Genomic DNA, 16467 nt, shown 5'->3' on the forward strand with positions numbered 1-16467 from the left:
GACCTGCAGGCAAGGGCCGCACTGCGGGCTGCTCGACCATCAGGCAAGGGCTGCACTGCGGGCTGCTCGACCGGCCGCGACCGAGGGAAGTGCCGCAACCATGCTGGTCGAGTAGCCCCGCAGGGGCGTATCGAGACCCGCTGTCGTCAGCACTTCGGCCGACGGGAGCGGGTCAGGTGGCTTCGAGGTCGATGGGCGGGGGCGCCACCGTCGAGAGCTCGCCGGCGCCGGCCGAGCGCTTCATCGTCGTGTAGTAGCTGTCCGCCGTCGAGGCGCCGCCGCCCGCGGTGACGGGCGCGGAGACCGCGGAGGGCGGCTTGACCGTGGGGGCCGGCTCGTCCTCGAGCAGAGCGTCGCGGATGATGCGCCGCGGGTCGTACTGCCGCGGATCGAGCTTGCGCCAGTCGACCTCGTCGAACTCGTCGCCCATCTCGTCCTTCACGCGCTCGCGCGCCTGCGTGGCGAATCCGCGGACCTTCCGCACCAGCGCAGCGAGCTGCGAGGCGTAGTAGGGGAGGCGGTCAGGGCCCAGCACGAAGACGGCGATGACTCCGATGATGAGGAGCTTGTCGAACGTCAAACCGAACACGGGACCACCCTAGTCCGCCGCGCCTGCGCCGACGACCGCACGGACCCCCGTACCCTGGCGATGCGCAGGCGCGATCCGCCCGCCGCGACCCCCACCAGAGGAGCCCGCCCGTGTCCGACAAGGATGCCAACTGGAAGTACGCCGAGGACGCCGTCGTCGAGCCCGAGGCCATCGCCTCCGCCCGCCGGCTCGCCGTCGAGCTGGGCATCGACGCGATCGCGCCCTCGATCGGCGCGCAGTCCGCGCTCGTCGCGGCGGCCGCCCGGGCGACGTCGATCATCGAGATCGGAACCGGCACCGGCGTGAGCGGACTTTGGCTGCTCGACGGCGCCCCGGAGGCCATGCTCACCTCGATCGACTCGGAGGCGGTGCACCAGCAGCACGCCCGCGCCCAGTTCCACGAGGCCGGCATCTCGCCGAACCGCCTGCGCCTCATCCCCGGCCGCGCTCTCGAGGTGCTCCCGCGGATGAACGAGAACTCCTACGACATCGTCTTCGTCGACGGCGATCCGCTGCAGGTCATCGAGAACGTCGAGCACGCGCTGCGCCTCGTCCGCGTCGGCGGCACCGTGCTCGTGCCGCACGCGCTCTGGCGCGGCCGCGTCTCGAACCCCGCGCAGCGCGACGAGATCGCCTCCGCCTTCCGCACGCTGGTCGCCGAGGTCTGCGGCTCGCCGGCCGTGGTCAGCGTGCTGTCGCCGATCGGCGACGGGCTGCTGCAGGCGAACAAGCGCCGCGCGTAGCACGGGCCCGACTCCGGGAACGAGGGAACGCCCGTCGCATCGGATGCGGCGGGCGTTCTCGACGGTGCTGGTGGGTCAGGCTGGAGTCACCACCGACGCGAGAGCGTCGTGGAGTTCTTTCGCCTCTGCATCGTTGACTGAGACGACGAGGCGTCCGCCGCCTTCGAGCGGAACGCGCACGACGATGAGTCGCCCCTCCTTAACAGCCTCCATCGGTCCGTCTCCGGTCCTCGGCTTCATGGCCGCCATAGAGTTCCCCTTTCGTGACGTATCCGTCTATTATCGTGCATCCGCGCCAGGGACGAAATCGGCCGCCTCTCGCGGAAACGCGGCGTCGATCACGGCGGTGTCCAGTCGTAGCCGTCGACGGCCCAGCCGATGGTGATCCAGCCGATCTGGCCGGCGATCGAGACGAGCACCAGCGCGCTCCGGAACAGGGGCGAGCGCGGCACCGCGAGCGCTCCGACCAGCGGGAACATCGGGCCCAGCAGGCGGAACGTGCTCGACTGCGGGAAGAAGAAGGCGAAGAGGTAGACGCCGTAGCCCGCGATCCACGCGCGGCTGAAGAGGTCCAGCTGCCGCGTCCACGGCGATGCGAGGATGCCGACGAACAGCAGCACGAGGACGACGACCAGCGCGATGCCGACCATCGGCGCGCCGAACCACCAGCCGCCCCACCACGCGCCGCCCTGGAACCAGGAGGTGAAGGGGAACAGCTCCTGGTAGCCGATGTAGGAGGCTCGCCAGGCCAGCTCGGTGTCGGTGTAGGCCGTCGGCGAGCCGGTGACCGCCCACGCCACCGCGGGCCAGAGGAAGCCGACCACGAGGCCCCAGACCGTCAGCGCGACGGCGGGGACGGCGTCGGCCCGCGGGAACGGCTCCTTCGAGCGCCGGACGAACCGGTAGACGACGTAGAGGCCCATCGCCGCGGCGAAGGCCAGCCCGCTCGGGCGCGTCAGCCCGAGCGCGAGCACGACCGGGAAGACCCAGGCGTACCGGCGCCGGACGAGCAGCAGCAGCACGATCGCGGTCAGCATCATCGCCATCGACTCGGCGTAGGCGATCTGCAGCATCGGCGAGGTCGGCGCGACGCAGAAGAACAGCACGGCGACGAGGGACTGCGACTCGCTCAGCGAGTGCCGCATCAGCCGGTAGAGCACCAGGCAGGTGACGGCCGCGCAGATCACCGAGACGGCGACACCGGCGGTGGCCCAGCCGAGGCCGGTCAGCACCATCAGCAGGCGCACGACGACCGGGTAGAGCGGCATGAACGCCCACGCGTTCTCGCCGATCTCACCCGCGTCGGTCACGGGCAGCTCGGTCGGATAGCCGGCGGTCGCGATGATCTCGTACCAGCGGCCGTCCCACATCGTCGCGAAGTCGACGTAGGCCGGCGACGGGCCGGTCCACGAGTTCGCCTGCTGATTCGCGGCGAACTGCAGCATGATCACGGTCGTCACGATGCGGGTGAGGACGAAGACCGCGAGGACGCGCGCCCACCAGGGGACGAGGCGCAGCTGCGCGCGACGGCGGACCGGGAGCCCGGTGAGGACGGCGCTCACGCGGAGCCGCTCAGCCAGCGGCGGAGGCCCTCGGTGCAGGCGGTGATCTCGTGCACGGCGACGTGCTCGTCGTCGGCGTGCGCTTTGAGCGGGTCGCCGGGGCCGTAGTTGACGGCGGGGATGCCCATCGCCGAGAAGCGGGCGACGTCGGTCCAGCCGTACTTGGGCTTCGCCTCGGCGCCGACCGCGGCGATGAAGGCCTGCGCGAGCGGAGCGTCGAGCCCGGGGCGCGCGCCCTCGGCCAGATCGACGACATCGACCTCGAAGCCCTCGAACAGCTCGCGGAGGTGGGCGACCGCCTCGTCGCCGCTGCGGTTCGGCGCGAAGCGGTAGTTGACGTGCACCGTGCAGAGGTCGGGGATCACATTGCCCGCCACTCCTCCGCTGATGCGCACCGCGTTGACGCCCTCGCGGTAGACGAGGCCCTCGACCTCGACCTCGCGCGGCTGGTAGGCGGCGAGGCGGTCCAGGATCGGGGCGGCGGCGTGGATCGCGTTCTCGCCGACCCAGCTCCGGGCGGAGTGCGCGCGGCGGCCGTGCGTCGTCACGTCGACGCGGAGGGTGCCGTTGCAGCCGCCCTCGACCTCGCCCCGGGTCGGCTCGCCGAGCACGGCGAAGTCGGCGGCGAAGACGTCCGGGCGGTGGCGGGAGAGGCGGCCGAGGCCGTTGAGGTCGGAGGCGACCTCCTCGTTGTCGTACCAGATCCAGGTGATGTCGACGACAGGATCGGTCAGCTCGGCGGCGAGGACCAGCTGAACAGCGACGCCGGCCTTCATGTCGGTGGTGCCGCGGCCGACGAGGTGCTCGACGCCGTCGATCGTCTCGGCGCGCACCGGGAGGTTGTCGTTGATCGGGACCGTGTCGAGGTGGCCGGCGATGACGACGCGCTGCTCGCGCCCGAGGTTCGTCCGGGCGACCACGGTGTGGCCGTCGCGGAGCACCTCGAGGTGCGGGTACTGCTCGAGGGCGAGCTGCACCGCATCGGCCAGCGCCAGCTCATCGCCGGAGACGGAGGGGATGTCGCAGAGCACGCGGGTCAGCGCGATCGGATCGGAGCCCAGATCGAGGGGCGCGACGGGCGCCGGGGCGGAGGTCGGTACGGCCATGCGCCCCAGGGTACCGGCCGGATCGTGCGCGCTACCCTGGGCGACATGAGCCTCCAGAACACCGCTGACTCCGCCGTGCCCGCGCCCGCCTCCGCCTGGGGCTACGGGCTGGCGACGATCGCCTCGGACGGCACCGTCCTCGACACCTGGTTCCCGGAGCCGCGGCTGGGCACGATCCCCGCGGACCGCGACCCGTGGATCGTGCCGGCGGAGTTCGAGGCCCTCGCCGGTGAGGACCCGCGGCGCGAGGTGCGGATCGACGTGGTGACGCTGCAGATCGACCTGCAGAGCGCGCCGGCGTCGACGTCGGACGCGTACCTCCGACTGCACCTGCTCTCGCACCTGCTCGTCCAGCCGAACACCGTGAACCTCGACGGGATCTTCGCGCACCTGCCGAACGTCGTGTGGACGAACGCCGGGCCGGTCGCGCCGGACTCGTTCACCCGGCTGCGACCGTCGCTGCGGCGCCACGGGATCCAGGCCGCGGGGATCGACAAGTTCCCGCGGCTGACGGACTACGTCACGCCGGCGAAGGTGCGCATCGCGGACACATCGCGGGTGCGCCTGGGCGCGCACCTCGCTCCCGGGACGACCGTCATGCACGAGGGTTTCGTCAACTTCAACGCCGGGACGCTCGGCAGCTCGATGGTCGAGGGCCGCATCTCACAGGGCGTCGTCGTCGGCGACGGCTCGGACATCGGCGGCGGCGCCTCGATCATGGGGACGCTCTCCGGCGGTGGCGTGCAGCGCGTGTCGATCGGCGCGCGGGCGCTGCTCGGCGCGAACTCGGGCATCGGCATCTCGATCGGCGACGACACCGTCGTCGAGGCCGGGCTCTACGTCACGGCGGGCACGAAGGTCGTCGTGGTGGGCGGTGCCCCCCGTGCCGACGGGCGTCCGCAGACGGTCAAGGCCGTCGAGCTGTCGGGAGTGCCGAACCTGCTCTTCCGCCGCAACTCGCTCACGGGCGCGGTCGAGGTGCTCCCCCGCACCGGCGCCGGCATCGAGCTGAACACGGCCCTGCACGCCTGACGCGGGGGCGAGGCACGTGCTCGTCGAGTAGCCGCGGAACGCGGCATATGGAGACCCACCCCTCTGCAGACATCGGGTCTCGATACGCCCGCTGCGCGGGCCACTCGACCAGCATGGTGGGCCAGCTGCGCGGCCTGCTCGACCAGCAGGGCGAAACATGCTGGTCGAGTAGCCGCGGCACGCGGCGTATCGAGACCCACCCGCCGACGGGCTCCTCGGCCCGGGTCAGCGGCCGGTGGGCCAGTGGCGCTCGGGGGCTCCCGTGTAGAGCTGCTGGGGGCGGCCGATCTTGGTCTGCTTGTCGGTGTTCATCTCGCGCCAGTGCGCGATCCAGCCGGGCAGGCGGCCGATGGCGAAGAGGACGGTGAACATCCGGGTCGGGAAGCCCATCGCCTTGTAGATGACGCCGGTGTAGAAGTCGACGTTCGGGTAGAGGCGGCGCTCCTTGAAGTAGTCGTCCTCCAGGGCGAGGGCCTCGAGCTCCATCGCGATGTCGAGCAGCGGGTCCTTGACGCCGAGCGCCTGCAGCACCTCGGACGCGCTCTCCTTGACGAGCTTCGCGCGCGGGTCGTAGTTCTTGTACACCCGGTGGCCGAAGCCCATCAGGCGGACGCCCTCCTCCTTGTTCTTCACCCGCTCGACGAAGGTCTGGACGCTCTCGCCGGAGTCGCGGATGCGGCCGAGCATCGTCAGCACGGCCTCGTTCGCGCCGCCGTGCAGCGGGCCGAACAGGGCGTTGATGCCGGCCGAGACCGACGCGTAGAGGTTCGCCTCGGTCGAGCCGACCAGGCGGACGGTGGAGGTCGACGCGTTCTGCTCGTGGTCCTCGTGGAGGATCAGCAGGCGGTCGAGCGCCTTCGAGAGCACCGGGTCCACCTCGAACGGCTCGGCCATGGTGCCGAAGTTCAGGCGGAGGAAGTTGTCGACGAAGCTCAGCGAGTTGTCCGGGTAGAGGAACGCCTGGCCGATCGCCTTCTTGTGCGCGTACGCCGCCATCACCGGCAGCTTCGCGAGCAGGCGGATGGTGGTCAGCTCGACCGCCTCCGGGTCCTTCGGGTTCGAGCTGTCCTCGTAGTAGGTCGACAGCGCCGAGACACCGGCCGAGAGGACCGACATCGGGTGCGCGCTGTGCGGCAGCGCGTCGAAGAAGCGCTTGAGGTCCTCGTGCAGCAGCGTGTGCCGGCGGATGCGGTCGTCGAAGCCGGCGAGCTCGTCCGCGGTGGGCAGCTCGCCGTAGATCAGCAGCCAGGCCACCTCGAGGTACGTCGCGTTCGTCGCGACCTCCTCGATCGGGTAGCCGCGGTAGCGCAGGATCCCCTCGTCGCCGTCGATGTAGGTGATGCTCGACTTGGTGGCGGCCGTGTTGACGAAGCCGTAGTCGAGCGACATCAGACCGGTCTGCTTCGACAGGGTCGAGAAGTCGATGCTCGAGGAGCCGTCGACGCTGCGCAGGACCGGGAACTCCGCGGTGCGATCACCGAAGTTGAGCGTCACCTTCTCGGGCAGGACCTCGGCCGCGGCCGGCGCACTCTCCGTGGCGGGCTCGGGTGTCTCCACCGTCGCGGTTCCGTCGCTCTGCGTGCCGGATTCGGTCACAACGCCTCCCAGGTCATCGGTCGCACCCGGGTGCGCTCGCGCGGAGCGGGCGGCGCCGGGGGCTGGAACTGTCCGGAACCAGGGCCGTTTGTGGCGACGCTGACCGAACCCCGTACAGCCTATGGGCAAAGCGGCGGCACTGTGACACCGCCCAGTGCTCGCCCCCGTCCGTTGTGGGGATCCTTCAGGATCGCGGTGAGCCGAGGGTCAGAGACCGCCCGCCAGCCGCTCGGCGGCGGCCGCGATCCGCTCGTCGGTGGCCGTCAGCGAGAGGCGGACGTGCTCGGTGAAGTGGTCGCCGTAGAAGACGCCGGGGCCGGCGAGGATCCCCAGGCGCGCGAGCCGGTCGATCGACTCCCAGGCGGGTCGCCCCTCGGTCGCCCAGAGGTAGAGGCCGGCCTCGCTGCGGTCGACGCGGAAGCCCGCGGCTTCGAGCGCCGGGCGCAGGAGATCGCGACGGGACCGGTAGCGCTCCTTCTGCTCCGCCACATGGCCGTCGTCGGCGAGCGCGACGACCATCGCCTCCTGCAGCGGGGCGGGGACGATCATCCCGGCGTGCTTGCGGACGGTGACGAGCCGAGCGATCAGCTCGCGGTCGCCCGCGACGAAGGCGGCGCGGTAGCCGGCCAGGTTGGACTGCTTGCTGAGGGAGTAGACGCCGAGCACGCCGCGGCGGTCCTCGCCCGCCACTCGGGGGTCGAGGACGCTCGGGATCGGCTCGTCGGCCCAGCGGCCATCCCAGCCGAGCTCGGCGTAGCACTCGTCGCCCGCGACGACGGCGCCCAGCTCGCGCGCGCGCTCGACCGCGCGCCTCAGCGCGTCGACGTCGAGCACGGCGCCGTCGGGGTTGCCGGGCGAGTTCAGCCACACCAGGCGCGTCTCGGCCGGCCACTCGTCGGGGTCGTCGGAGGCGAGCACCGAGGCTCCGGCGATGGCGGCGCCCATCGCGTAGGTCGGGTAGGCGGCGCGCGGGTGGACGACGACGTCGCCCTCACCGAGACCGAGCAGGAACGGCAGCCAGGCGACGAGCTCCTTCGAGCCGATCGTCGGCAGCACCTCGTCGAGGCCGAGCCCCGGGACGCCCCGGCGCCGGGCGTACCAGGCGGCGATCGCCTCGCGCAGGGCGGGCGTGCCGACCGTGGTCGGGTAGGCGTGCGCGTCGGTCGCCCGGGCGAGCGCCTCGCGGATCGGCTCCGGCGTCGGGTCGACGGGCGAGCCGATCGAGAGGTCGACGAGGCCGCCGGGGTGCGCGGAGGCGACCCGGGTGGCGGGACCCATCAGGTCCCAGGGGTAGTCCGGCAGCGGTCCGAGTGCCACGGACGCGCGCTCAGTGGCTCTGCGGCGGGAGGACGGCGATGACCGGGTGGTCCTTCGCGATCACTCCGACCTTCGCGGCACCGCCGGGCGAGCCGATCTCATCGAAGAACTCGACGTTGGCCTTGTAGTAGTCGGACCACTCCTCGGGGAGGTCGTCCTCGTAGTAGATGGCCTCGACGGGGCACACCGGCTCGCACGCCCCGCAGTCGACGCACTCGTCGGGGTGGATGTAGAGCGAGCGCTCGCCTTCGTAGATGCAGTCGACCGGGCATTCGTCGATGCAGGCGCGGTCTTTGACATCGACGCACGGAAGTGCGATCACGTAGGTCACGGTCGTGGACGTCCCTTCGAACAGTGTTCTCTATCGTACGGGGAGCGGCGGGGCGGTGCTGTCGGCCGCCGGTTCCGCCGGAGCGGGGCGGGACGGCGGGCGGACCCGCGGCCAGGCGATCACCACGAGGGCGATCAGCGCGGGGGCGAAGGTCCACACCACGCCGAGGCCGTTGGCCGGCACGAGGACCGAGCCGCCGGTGCTGCGCAGCGCCAGCAGCCCGATCGCGCCGAGCAGGCCCATCGCGGTGCAGAAGGCGACGAAGCGGTCCACCATCACGAGACGGAGTCCGAGCAGCAGGAGCAGCACGGCGGCCAGCGACACGGCGAGGCCGACCGGGAGCTCCGCGTCGCCGACGGTCACGGTGCTCTGGTGCGCGACGGTCGTGATCGCGCCGACCACCGCGCCGGTCAGCACCGAGAGCAGGCCCGAGACGATGCGGGTGCCGAGATCGGGCCGCTCCTCGGCGACCGGCTCCGGCGGCCTCGGCGCACCCTCGGGGCGGAAGCGCTCGAGGCGGCCGATCGGGAACGGCGGGCCGCTCGAGAGCCGCAGCTCGTCGCCGTCGACGACGAGCTGCGTGCGGTGCGCCTCGAGCGCCGCGCGCTTGCGGGCGTAATCGGTGTCGTCGAGCTCGATCGCGACGTCGCCGGGCTGCTCGGGGACGGCGTCGGGCAGGACGGCCAGGTAGCGCAGTCCGAGCCGCTCGGCGGCCGTCGAGGCGATCAGGGCGGCGCGGATGTGGTCGGGATGGCCGTAGCCCCCGCCGACGTCGTAGGAGAGCACGAGGGTCGCGCCGGTCTGAAGGAGGACGGCGACGAGGTCGGCGATCGCCTCCTCCTCCGGCGCGGAGGTGAAGGAGCGGGGATCGACAGGCTCGAGCGGGACGGGCACGCGACCCGGGCCCCACTGCATGCCGGAGTCGCGGTAGACCCGCGGGGCGAGGCCTGCGGCACGGGCGGCCGGGTCGCCGAGGAAGCGGTGATCGGCCACGCCGAGGGCGGTCAGGGCGACGACCAGCTCGGTGGTGCGGTGCGCGGCGAGCTCGTCCGAGCCCTCGAGGTGCGCGAGATCGGCCGGGATGACCTCGCCCCACTCGCCGCGCGTCGCGGTGACGACGGTGACCGCGGCGCCGTCCGCGACGAGTCGCGCGAGGGTCCCGCCCATCGTGATGGTCTCGTCGTCGGGATGGGCGTGCACCGCCACGACCCGCTCGCCTGCGCCGTCTCGACTCGCGTCCACTCTCCGCCTCTCGTCCGTCCTGTGCTCTCGTTCCGCCGCGGGGTCCTGCTCGAAGCGCGTCCGACCGGCCGCTCGGCGTCGCACATCGCGCGCCCGGCGTCCTGTGTGGACACGCGACCGGATGGCCACTACAGTCGTCCACGGGTTAGGCAAGGCTTACCTGAGGATGCGGCCCGGGGGTGGGCTTCGCACCGTCCTCCCGTGCAGACGACGAAGAGAACACACGTGCTCGCAAACTACCTCATCGGCCTCCGTGAAGGCCTCGAAGCCGGGCTCGTCGTCGGCATCCTCGTCGCCTACCTGACCAAGCTGCAGCGGCGCGACGTGCTCCCCCGGCTCTGGACGGGCATCGCCGCCGCGGTCGTCCTCTCGCTCGTCACCGGCGCGATCCTCACCTGGGGCCCCTACGGGCTCAGCTTCACCGCGCAGGAGCTCCTCGGCGGCGGCCTCTCGCTGCTCGCCGTCGGCCTCGTCACCTGGATGATCTTCTGGATGGGCGCCAACGCCCGCAGCCTCAAGGGCGAGCTCGAGTCCAAGCTGGACGCGGCCGTCAGCGGCTCCGCCCTCGGGATCGTCGTGCTCGGCTTCGTCAGCGTCGGCCGCGAGGGGATCGAGACCGCCCTGTTCGTCTGGGCGAGCGTCTCCTCGAGCAGCGCCTCCTCCGCCTCCAACGCCTGGGTCGGCACGATCGGCGCCTTCCTCGGCATCCTCAGCGCGGTCGTCGCCTCCTACCTGATCTTCCGCGGCTTCGTCCGGATCGACCTCGGCCGCTTCTTCACCTGGACCGGCGGCTTCCTCATCGTCGTCGCGGCCGGCGTGCTGCTCTACGGCGTCGGCGACCTGCAGGAGGCGGCGCTGTTGCCCGGGTGGGGCACTCCGCTGTTCGACCTCGGCCCGATCCTGCCGGCCACGGTCGCCGCGGTCCTCGGCGGACTCTTCAACTACACGCCCGAGCCGACGGCCCTGCAGTTCTCCGCCTGGCTGCTCTACCTCGTGGTCGTCGGGTCCCTCTTCGTCCGCCAGGTCCGCTCCCGCCGGCCGCGACGAGGCAGCGCGGCCCCGGTCGCCGCACCCGTCGCCACCTCCGTCTGATCCCGCCCCGGCACCGCCGGAACGACCTCCCACCACCAGGAGAACCATGCCCCCGCGCACTCGACCCCGCCTCCCCCGCGTCGCCACCGGCCTCGCCGGCGCCGGCGCTCTCGCCCTGCTCCTCACCGGCTGCGTGCCGAACACCCCGGCCGCCTCCTCCGCCGCGGCCCTCGACGTCGCGATCGACGACGGCGCCTGCGCGGTGTCGGCCGCGACGGCCGAGGCGGGTGCGGTGACCTTCGCGCTCGAGAACACCGGATCGGACGTCAACGAGTTCGAGATCCTCGCCGAGGACAAGCTGCGCATCGTGGGCGAGAAGGAGAACGTCACTCCCGGTCAGAGCGTCTCCTACGTCGCCCAGCTCGAGCCCGGCACCTACTACACAGCCTGCAAGTTCCAGCAGGTCGGCGCTCCCGTCGGGCTCGCCGAGTTCACCGTGACCGGCGAGGCGACCGAGCAGTCGGCCGACGAGCAGGTCGCGACCGAGGCCGCCGTCACCAACTACGTCTCCTACGTGCAGTCGCAGTCCGGCGAGCTGCTGCCCGCCGTGACGGCCTTCGCCGAGGCGTACGCGGCGGGCGACGACGAGAAGGCGCGCAGCCTCTTCGCCGCGACCCGCGTCTTCTACGAGCGCATCGAGCCGACCGCCGAGGCCTTCGGCGACCTCGACCCGAAGATCGACTACCGCGAGGTCGACGCCGTCGCCGAGGGCCTGGACTGGACCGGCTTCCACCGCATCGAGAAGGACCTCTGGGTCCCCGCCGCCGACGCGCTGAACTCCGACGGGACGAGCGCCTGGCTCGACTGGGCGCCCTCCACTCCCGAGCAGCGGACGGCCTTCGCCGACGGGCTCGTCTCCGACGTGCAGGACCTCTACGACCTCGTCGCCGCGCCCGACTTCACCGTCTCGGTCGGCGACATCTCGAACGGCGCGATCGGCCTGCTCGACGAGGTCGCCGCCGGCAAGATCACCGGCGAGGAGGACTGGTGGTCGGGCACCGACCTGACCGACTTCGCCGCGAACGTGCAGGGCGCGGAGGTGGCCTTCGGCAACGTCGAGCCCATCGCGACCGCCACCGGTGACGACGGCGCCGCGCTCACCGCCGAGATCGGCCAGCGCTTCGCCGAGCTCGACGCGATGCTCGCCCAGTACGGCTCGCTCGACTCCGGCTTCGTCTCCTACTCGAGCGTCACCGCCGAGCAGAAGAAGGAGCTCTCCGATCAGGTGAACGCCCTGTCCGAGCCGCTCTCGCAGCTCACGCACACGGTGCTCGGCGTCGAGGAGCCCGCGGAGTAGTGGAGCCCGAGCAGAACGCCACCGGCCCCGCCGACGAGTCGGGCCGACCCGACGAGCAGCCCCGCCGCCTCTCGCGGCGCGGGCTGCTCGGCCTCGTCTCGGCCGGGACCGCGGGCCTCGCGGCGGGGATCGGCGGGACCGTCGCCGTCACCTCGGCGACCAGCGCGAGCGCTTCCTCCGCCGCGACGCGCGTCGTGCCGTTCCACGGCGCGAACCAGGCCGGCATCACCACGGCCGCACAGGACCGGCTGCACTTCGCGGCGTTCGACCTGGCCTCCACCGCGACCCGCGACGACCTGATCGAGCTGCTGCAGGACTGGACCCTCGCGGCCGCCCGCCTCACTCGGGGCCTCGACGTCAGCGAGGAGGGCGCCGTCGGCGGCCCGGACACGGCGCCGCCGGACGACACCGGCGAGGCGCTCGGCCTCGACGCGTCCTCGCTCACGCTGACCTTCGGCTTCGGGCCGACGCTCTTCACGGACGAGTCGGGTGCCGACCGCTTCGGCCTCGCCGACCGCCGACCGGCCGAGCTCGCGGCGCTCCCCCGGTTCCGCGGCGACGCGCTGGTGCCGACCGCGGGCGGCGGCGACCTCTGCATCCAGGCCTGCGCCGACGACCCGCAGGTCGCGGTGCACGCGATCCGCAACCTCAGCCGCATCGCCTTCGGTCGCGCCTCGCTGCGCTGGTCGCAGCTCGGCTTCGGCCGCACCTCCTCCACCTCGACCGCGCAGGCGACTCCGCGGAACCTCTTCGGCTTCAAGGACGGCACGGCCAACATCAAGTCCGAGGAGCCGGACGCCGTGCAGGAGCACGTCTGGGTGCAGGACGCGGACGGCCCGGCCTGGCTCGCGGGCGGCAGCTACCTCGTCGCGCGCAAGATCCGGATGATCATCGAGACCTGGGACCGCAGCCAGCTCGGTGAGCAGGAGCGCGTGATCGGCCGGAGCAAGGGCTCCGGCGCCCCGCTCTCGGGCGGCGGCGAGTTCACGGAGCCCGACTTCGAGGCGGCGGGGGCGACCGGCGTGCCGCTGGTGGACAAGGAGTCGCACGTGCGGCTCGCGCACCCGACCGTGAACAACGGCGTCCGGCTGCTGCGCCGCGGCTACAACTTCGTCGACGGCAACGACGAGCTCGGGCGGCTGAACGCGGGGCTGTTCTTCCTCTCGTTCCAGCGGTCGCCGGAGCAGTTCATCACCGTGCAGAGGAACCTCGCGACCGATGCGCTCAACGAGTACATCAAGCACGTGGGCTCGGCGGTCTTCGCCGTCCCGCCGGGCGTCCGCGACGAGAGCGACTACGTGGGGTCGGGGCTCTTCGCCTGAGCCGTCCGCTTTCCTGAGGGAATCTCCATCCCGGCACAGGTCGTCGACGGCTGCCTCTCCGAGTGCGGCAAGGTCGGCTCCCTAGCGTCGACGACGATGTCCGGGAACAGTGCGAAGAACCAGCCGACCAAGCGCGAGCGCCAGGAGCTCGCCCGCCTCGAGGCGAAGGAGCGGCGCGAGCAGGAGCGGCGCCGGAAGCGGCGGAACCGGGTGCTCGGGCAGAGCGGTGCGGCGGTCGGCATGCTCGCCGTCGTGGCGCTCGTGGCGTGGAACGTCTGGTCGCAGCAGGAGATCGCGAGCACCGGGCCGGCGAACATGCTGAGCGACGGGATCGTGCTCGCGGGGGCGGAGTCGGTGGTCACTCCGGTGACGACCGCCCCCCTCGAGGCGGGAGAGGAGCCGGTGCCGACCGACGAGGCCGCCACGCGCGCGGGCGGCGTCGTCACCGTCGACCTCTACGTGGACTACCTCTGCCCGTACTGCGGGCAGTTCGAGACCGCCAACATGGCGAACCTGCAGTCGTGGCTGACGCAGGGGGCGATCACGCTCGAGATCCATCCGGTCGCGATCCTCGACTCCTCCTCGGCGGGGTCGGAGTACTCGAGCCGCGCGGCGAACGCCGCGGCCTGCGTGGCGGACGAGGATCCGGACCGCTTCCTCGCCGTGCATGAGGCGCTGTTCGCGAAGCAGCCGGCCGAGGGGACGACGGGGCTGAGCGACGACGAGCTGCGGACGCTGGTGACCGGGGCGGGCGTGACGGACGACGACGTGCTGGCCTGCATCACGGGTGGTGAGTTCCGGCCGTGGGTCGCGGCGGCCACGAAGCGGGCGACGAGCGGGACCCTGGCGAACTCCTCCGTCGCGAAGCTGAGCTCGACGCCGACCGTGCTCGTCAACGGCGAGCAGTACACGGGGAAGCCGGACGACGCCGACGCGTTCGTCGCCTTCATCACGGCCACGCTCGAGGCGGAGGGCGCGACTCCGACGCCGACGCCTGCGGGCTGACGGCCGGGTCTCGATACGCCGCTGCGCGGCTACTCGACCAGCATGGGAGAAGGACCTCGAGCGGGCGCCCGCTCGTGCCGCTGGCGAGCGCCGACCTGCGCTGAAGGCGAGGGCCGCCGACATGCTGGTCGAGTAGCCCTCGCAGAGGGCGTATCGAGACCCGGCGGAACGACGAACGACCGGCGGAGCGGGGCTCCGGCCGGTCGTACGTCGTAGCGGGCGCCTCGGGGGCGCCCGGGGATCAGGCCTGCTTCTTGAGGCGGCTGGTCGCGCGGGCGCGGGCGTTCGCGTCCAGCTCGACCTTGCGGATGCGGACGATCTCGGGGGTGACCTCGACGCACTCGTCCTCGCGGGCGAACTCGAGGCACTCCTCGAGCGTCAGCTGGCGCGAGGGCGTCATCGACTCGAACGTGTCGGAGGTGGACTGACGCATGTTGGTCAGCTTCTTCTCCTTGGTGATGTTCACGTCCATGTCGTCGTTGCGCGAGTTCTCGCCGATGACCATGCCCTCGTAGACCTCCTCGGTGGGGTTCACGAAGAAGGTCATCCGCTCCTGGAGCGCGATGATCGCGAACGGCGTCACGACGCCGGTGCGGTCGGCGACGATCGAGCCGTTGTTGCGGGTGACGATGGCGCCGGCCCACGGCTCGTAGCCGTGCAGGATCGCGTTCGCGATGCCGGTGCCGCGGGTCGTGGTGAGGAACTCGGTGCGGAAGCCGATCAGGCCGCGCGAGGGGACGATGAACTCCATGCGGACCCAGCCGGTGCCGTGGTTCGCCATGTTCTCCATGCGGCCCTTGCGAGCGGCGAGGAGCTGCGTGATCGCGCCGAGGTACTCCTCCGGAGCGTCGATGGTGAGGTGCTCGAAGGGCTCGTGCACCTTGCCGTCGACCTGGCGGGTGACCACCTGGGGCTTGCCGACCGTGAGCTCGAAGCCCTCGCGGCGCATCTGCTCGACGAGGATGGCCAGCGCGAGCTCGCCGCGGCCCTGGACCTCCCACGAGTCGGGGCGGCCGATGTCGAGGACCTTGAGCGACACGTTTCCGATGAGCTCGCGGTCGAGGCGGTCCTTGACCATGCGCGCCGTGAGCTTGTGGCCCTTGACCTTGCCGACCAGCGGCGAGGTGTTGGTGCCGATGGTCATCGAGATTGCCGGGTCGTCGACCGTGATGGCCGGCAGCGGGCGGATGTCCTCCGGGTCGGCGATGGTCTCGCCGATGGTGATCTCGGGGAAGCCCGCGATCGCGACGATGTCGCCGGGGCCGGCGGTCTCGGCCGGGTAGCGGTCGAGCGCCTTGGTGATCAGCAGCTCGGTGATGCGCGCGTTGGTGTGCGAGCCGTCGTGGTGGACCCAGGCGACGGTCTGGCCCTTCTTGATCGTGCCGTTGAAGACGCGGAGGAGGGCGAGGCGGCCGAGGAACGGCGACGCGTCGAGGTTGGTGACGTGGGCCTGGAGGGGCGCCTCGTCGTCGAAGGTCGGCGCCGGGATGTGCTTGAGGATCGCCTCGAACAGCGGCTCGAGGTCCTCGGCGTCGGGCAGCGTGCCGTCCTCCGGCTTGTTCGCGGAGGCGCGGCCGGCCTTGCCGGAGGCGTAGACGACGGGGACGTCGAGGATCGCGTCGAGGTCGAGGTCCGGGACGTCGTCCGCCATGTCGGAGGCGAGGCCGAGGAGGAGGTCCTGGCTCTCGGCGACGACCTCGTCGATGCGGGCATCGGGACGGTCGGTCTTGTTGACCAGGAGGATGACGGGGAGCTTCGCCTCGAGCGCCTTGCGGAGCACGAAGCGGGTCTGCGGGAGCGGGCCCTCGGACGCGTCGACGAGGAGGCAGACGCCGTCGACCATCGACAGGCCGCGCTCGACCTCGCCGCCGAAGTCGGCGTGGCCGGGGGTGTCGATCACGTTGATGGTGATGGGGCCGTCGACCGCGTGCTTGCCGCTGTAGGACACAGCGGTGTTCTTCGCGAGGATCGTGATGCCCTTCTCGCGCTCGAGCTCGTTCGAGTCCATCGCGCGCTCGTCCACGTGGGCGTGCGCGTCGAAGGAGTTCGTCTGCTTGAGCATGGCGTCCACCAGGGTGGTCTTGCCATGGTCGACGTGGGCGACGATCGCGACGTTGCGCAGGTCGGAGCGGGTGGCACTTGCCATGTGAACGGACTCGTCTCGTGTTCTCGTGCAGTAAGGGGGACCCTCCATCGTACCGCAGGCTCGCGCCGAGACGGCGGAGGGCCCCGT

Annotated in this window: 15 protein-coding genes; 6 read left to right on the forward strand and 9 right to left on the reverse strand. The window is 71.7% G+C overall.

Translation table 11 applies throughout. The features are described 5' to 3' along the window. Positions 1–172: 172 nt before the first annotated feature. Positions 173–589 (reverse strand): Sec-independent protein translocase TatB, encoded by a 417-nt coding sequence (locus MT353_RS01395; protein ID WP_123445460.1) that lies wholly within the window; start codon positions 587–589, stop codon positions 173–175. 110 nt (positions 590–699) lie between these two features. On the opposite strand from MT353_RS01395, the gene MT353_RS01400 reads away from it, so the two are divergent. Further along, on the forward strand, positions 700–1332 hold the full coding sequence (locus MT353_RS01400; protein ID WP_123702830.1) for an O-methyltransferase: 633 nt from the start codon (positions 700–702) through the stop codon (positions 1330–1332). Positions 1333–1407: 75 nt separating this feature from the next. On the opposite strand, the gene MT353_RS01405 is transcribed toward MT353_RS01400, so the two are convergent. The 3 genes from MT353_RS01405 to dapE all read right to left on the reverse strand — a co-directional run bounded on the left by MT353_RS01405 (position 1408) and on the right by dapE (position 4000). Next, the gene (locus MT353_RS01405; RefSeq protein WP_077221916.1) at positions 1408–1581 is read right to left on the reverse strand and encodes a DUF3117 domain-containing protein; all 174 of its coding nucleotides are present in this window, start codon (positions 1579–1581) and stop codon (positions 1408–1410) included. 89 nt (positions 1582–1670) lie between these two features. Continuing rightward, the gene (locus tag MT353_RS01410) at positions 1671–2894 is read right to left on the reverse strand and encodes a hypothetical protein (protein WP_243623438.1); all 1224 of its coding nucleotides are present in this window, start codon (positions 2892–2894) and stop codon (positions 1671–1673) included. Beyond that, complete coding sequence (gene dapE / locus MT353_RS01415; RefSeq protein WP_243623439.1) at positions 2891–4000, reverse strand: succinyl-diaminopimelate desuccinylase; 1110 nt, start codon at positions 3998–4000, stop codon at positions 2891–2893. The genes MT353_RS01410 and dapE overlap by 4 nt, the downstream gene beginning before the upstream one ends. A gap of 45 nt (positions 4001–4045) precedes the next feature. Between dapE and dapD the strand changes: the two genes are divergently transcribed. Then, positions 4046–5032, forward strand: a complete 987-nt coding sequence (dapD, locus tag MT353_RS01420; RefSeq protein ID WP_243623440.1) for a 2,3,4,5-tetrahydropyridine-2,6-dicarboxylate N-succinyltransferase — start codon at positions 4046–4048, stop codon at positions 5030–5032. A gap of 225 nt (positions 5033–5257) precedes the next feature. Here the strand turns inward: dapD and MT353_RS01425 are convergent, their stop codons facing one another. The 4 genes from MT353_RS01425 to MT353_RS01440 all read right to left on the reverse strand — a co-directional run bounded on the left by MT353_RS01425 (position 5258) and on the right by MT353_RS01440 (position 9518). Next, the gene (locus tag MT353_RS01425; RefSeq protein WP_243623761.1) at positions 5258–6538 is read right to left on the reverse strand and encodes a citrate synthase; all 1281 of its coding nucleotides are present in this window, start codon (positions 6536–6538) and stop codon (positions 5258–5260) included. Between the two features lie 297 nt (positions 6539–6835). Then, entirely contained in the window at positions 6836–7945 is a 1110-nt protein-coding gene (gene dapC / locus MT353_RS01430; protein WP_308197499.1) for a succinyldiaminopimelate transaminase, read from the reverse strand. A gap of 10 nt (positions 7946–7955) precedes the next feature. Next, on the reverse strand, positions 7956–8276 hold the full coding sequence (gene fdxA / locus MT353_RS01435; protein ID WP_085475430.1) for a ferredoxin: 321 nt from the start codon (positions 8274–8276) through the stop codon (positions 7956–7958). A 30-nt stretch (positions 8277–8306) separates the two neighbouring features. Then, on the reverse strand, positions 8307–9518 hold the full coding sequence (locus MT353_RS01440) for a PIG-L family deacetylase (protein ID WP_243623441.1): 1212 nt from the start codon (positions 9516–9518) through the stop codon (positions 8307–8309). A 225-nt stretch (positions 9519–9743) separates the two neighbouring features. Here MT353_RS01440 and efeU point away from each other — a divergent pair, with 225 nt between their 5' ends. From efeU to MT353_RS01460, 4 genes are all read left to right on the forward strand, one after another. Further along, positions 9744–10610, forward strand: a complete 867-nt coding sequence (gene efeU, locus MT353_RS01445) for an iron uptake transporter permease EfeU (protein ID WP_123445452.1) — start codon at positions 9744–9746, stop codon at positions 10608–10610. Between the two features lie 46 nt (positions 10611–10656). Next, positions 10657–11907, forward strand: coding sequence for an iron uptake system protein EfeO (gene efeO, locus MT353_RS01450; protein ID WP_243623442.1), 1251 nt, complete (start codon positions 10657–10659; stop codon positions 11905–11907). Next, on the forward strand, positions 11907–13229 hold the full coding sequence (efeB, locus tag MT353_RS01455; protein WP_374204677.1) for an iron uptake transporter deferrochelatase/peroxidase subunit: 1323 nt from the start codon (positions 11907–11909) through the stop codon (positions 13227–13229). Before efeO ends, efeB begins: the two co-directional genes overlap by 1 nt. A gap of 96 nt (positions 13230–13325) precedes the next feature. Further along, positions 13326–14234, forward strand: a complete 909-nt coding sequence (locus tag MT353_RS01460) for a thioredoxin domain-containing protein (RefSeq protein WP_243623443.1) — start codon at positions 13326–13328, stop codon at positions 14232–14234. A gap of 241 nt (positions 14235–14475) precedes the next feature. On the opposite strand, the gene typA is transcribed toward MT353_RS01460, so the two are convergent. Beyond that, positions 14476–16380: a translational GTPase TypA gene (gene typA / locus MT353_RS01465; RefSeq protein WP_123445448.1), complete on the reverse strand. Its 1905-nt coding sequence runs from the start codon at positions 16378–16380 to the stop codon at positions 14476–14478. Between the last annotated feature and the right edge of the window lie 87 nt (positions 16381–16467).

This window comes from Rathayibacter sp. VKM Ac-2927, from assembly GCF_022815525.1.
Lineage (GTDB): Bacteria > Actinomycetota > Actinomycetes > Actinomycetales > Microbacteriaceae > Rathayibacter > Rathayibacter festucae.

Bases quoted from the DNA above. Each gene is read 5' to 3' on its own strand.
- dapD (WP_243623440.1), top strand. From the start codon at position 4,046: ATGAGCCTCCAGAACACCGCTGACTCCGCCGTGCCCGCGCCCGCCTCC.
- dapE (WP_243623439.1), bottom strand. From the start codon at position 4,000: ATGGCCGTACCGACCTCCGCCCCGGCGCCCGTCGCGCCCCTCGATCTG.
- MT353_RS01405 (WP_077221916.1), bottom strand. From the start codon at position 1,581: ATGGCGGCCATGAAGCCGAGGACCGGAGACGGACCGATGGAGGCTGTT.
- MT353_RS01460 (WP_243623443.1), top strand. From the start codon at position 13,326: ATGTCCGGGAACAGTGCGAAGAACCAGCCGACCAAGCGCGAGCGCCAG.
- typA (WP_123445448.1), bottom strand. From the start codon at position 16,380: ATGGCAAGTGCCACCCGCTCCGACCTGCGCAACGTCGCGATCGTCGCC.
- efeO (WP_243623442.1), top strand. From the start codon at position 10,657: ATGCCCCCGCGCACTCGACCCCGCCTCCCCCGCGTCGCCACCGGCCTC.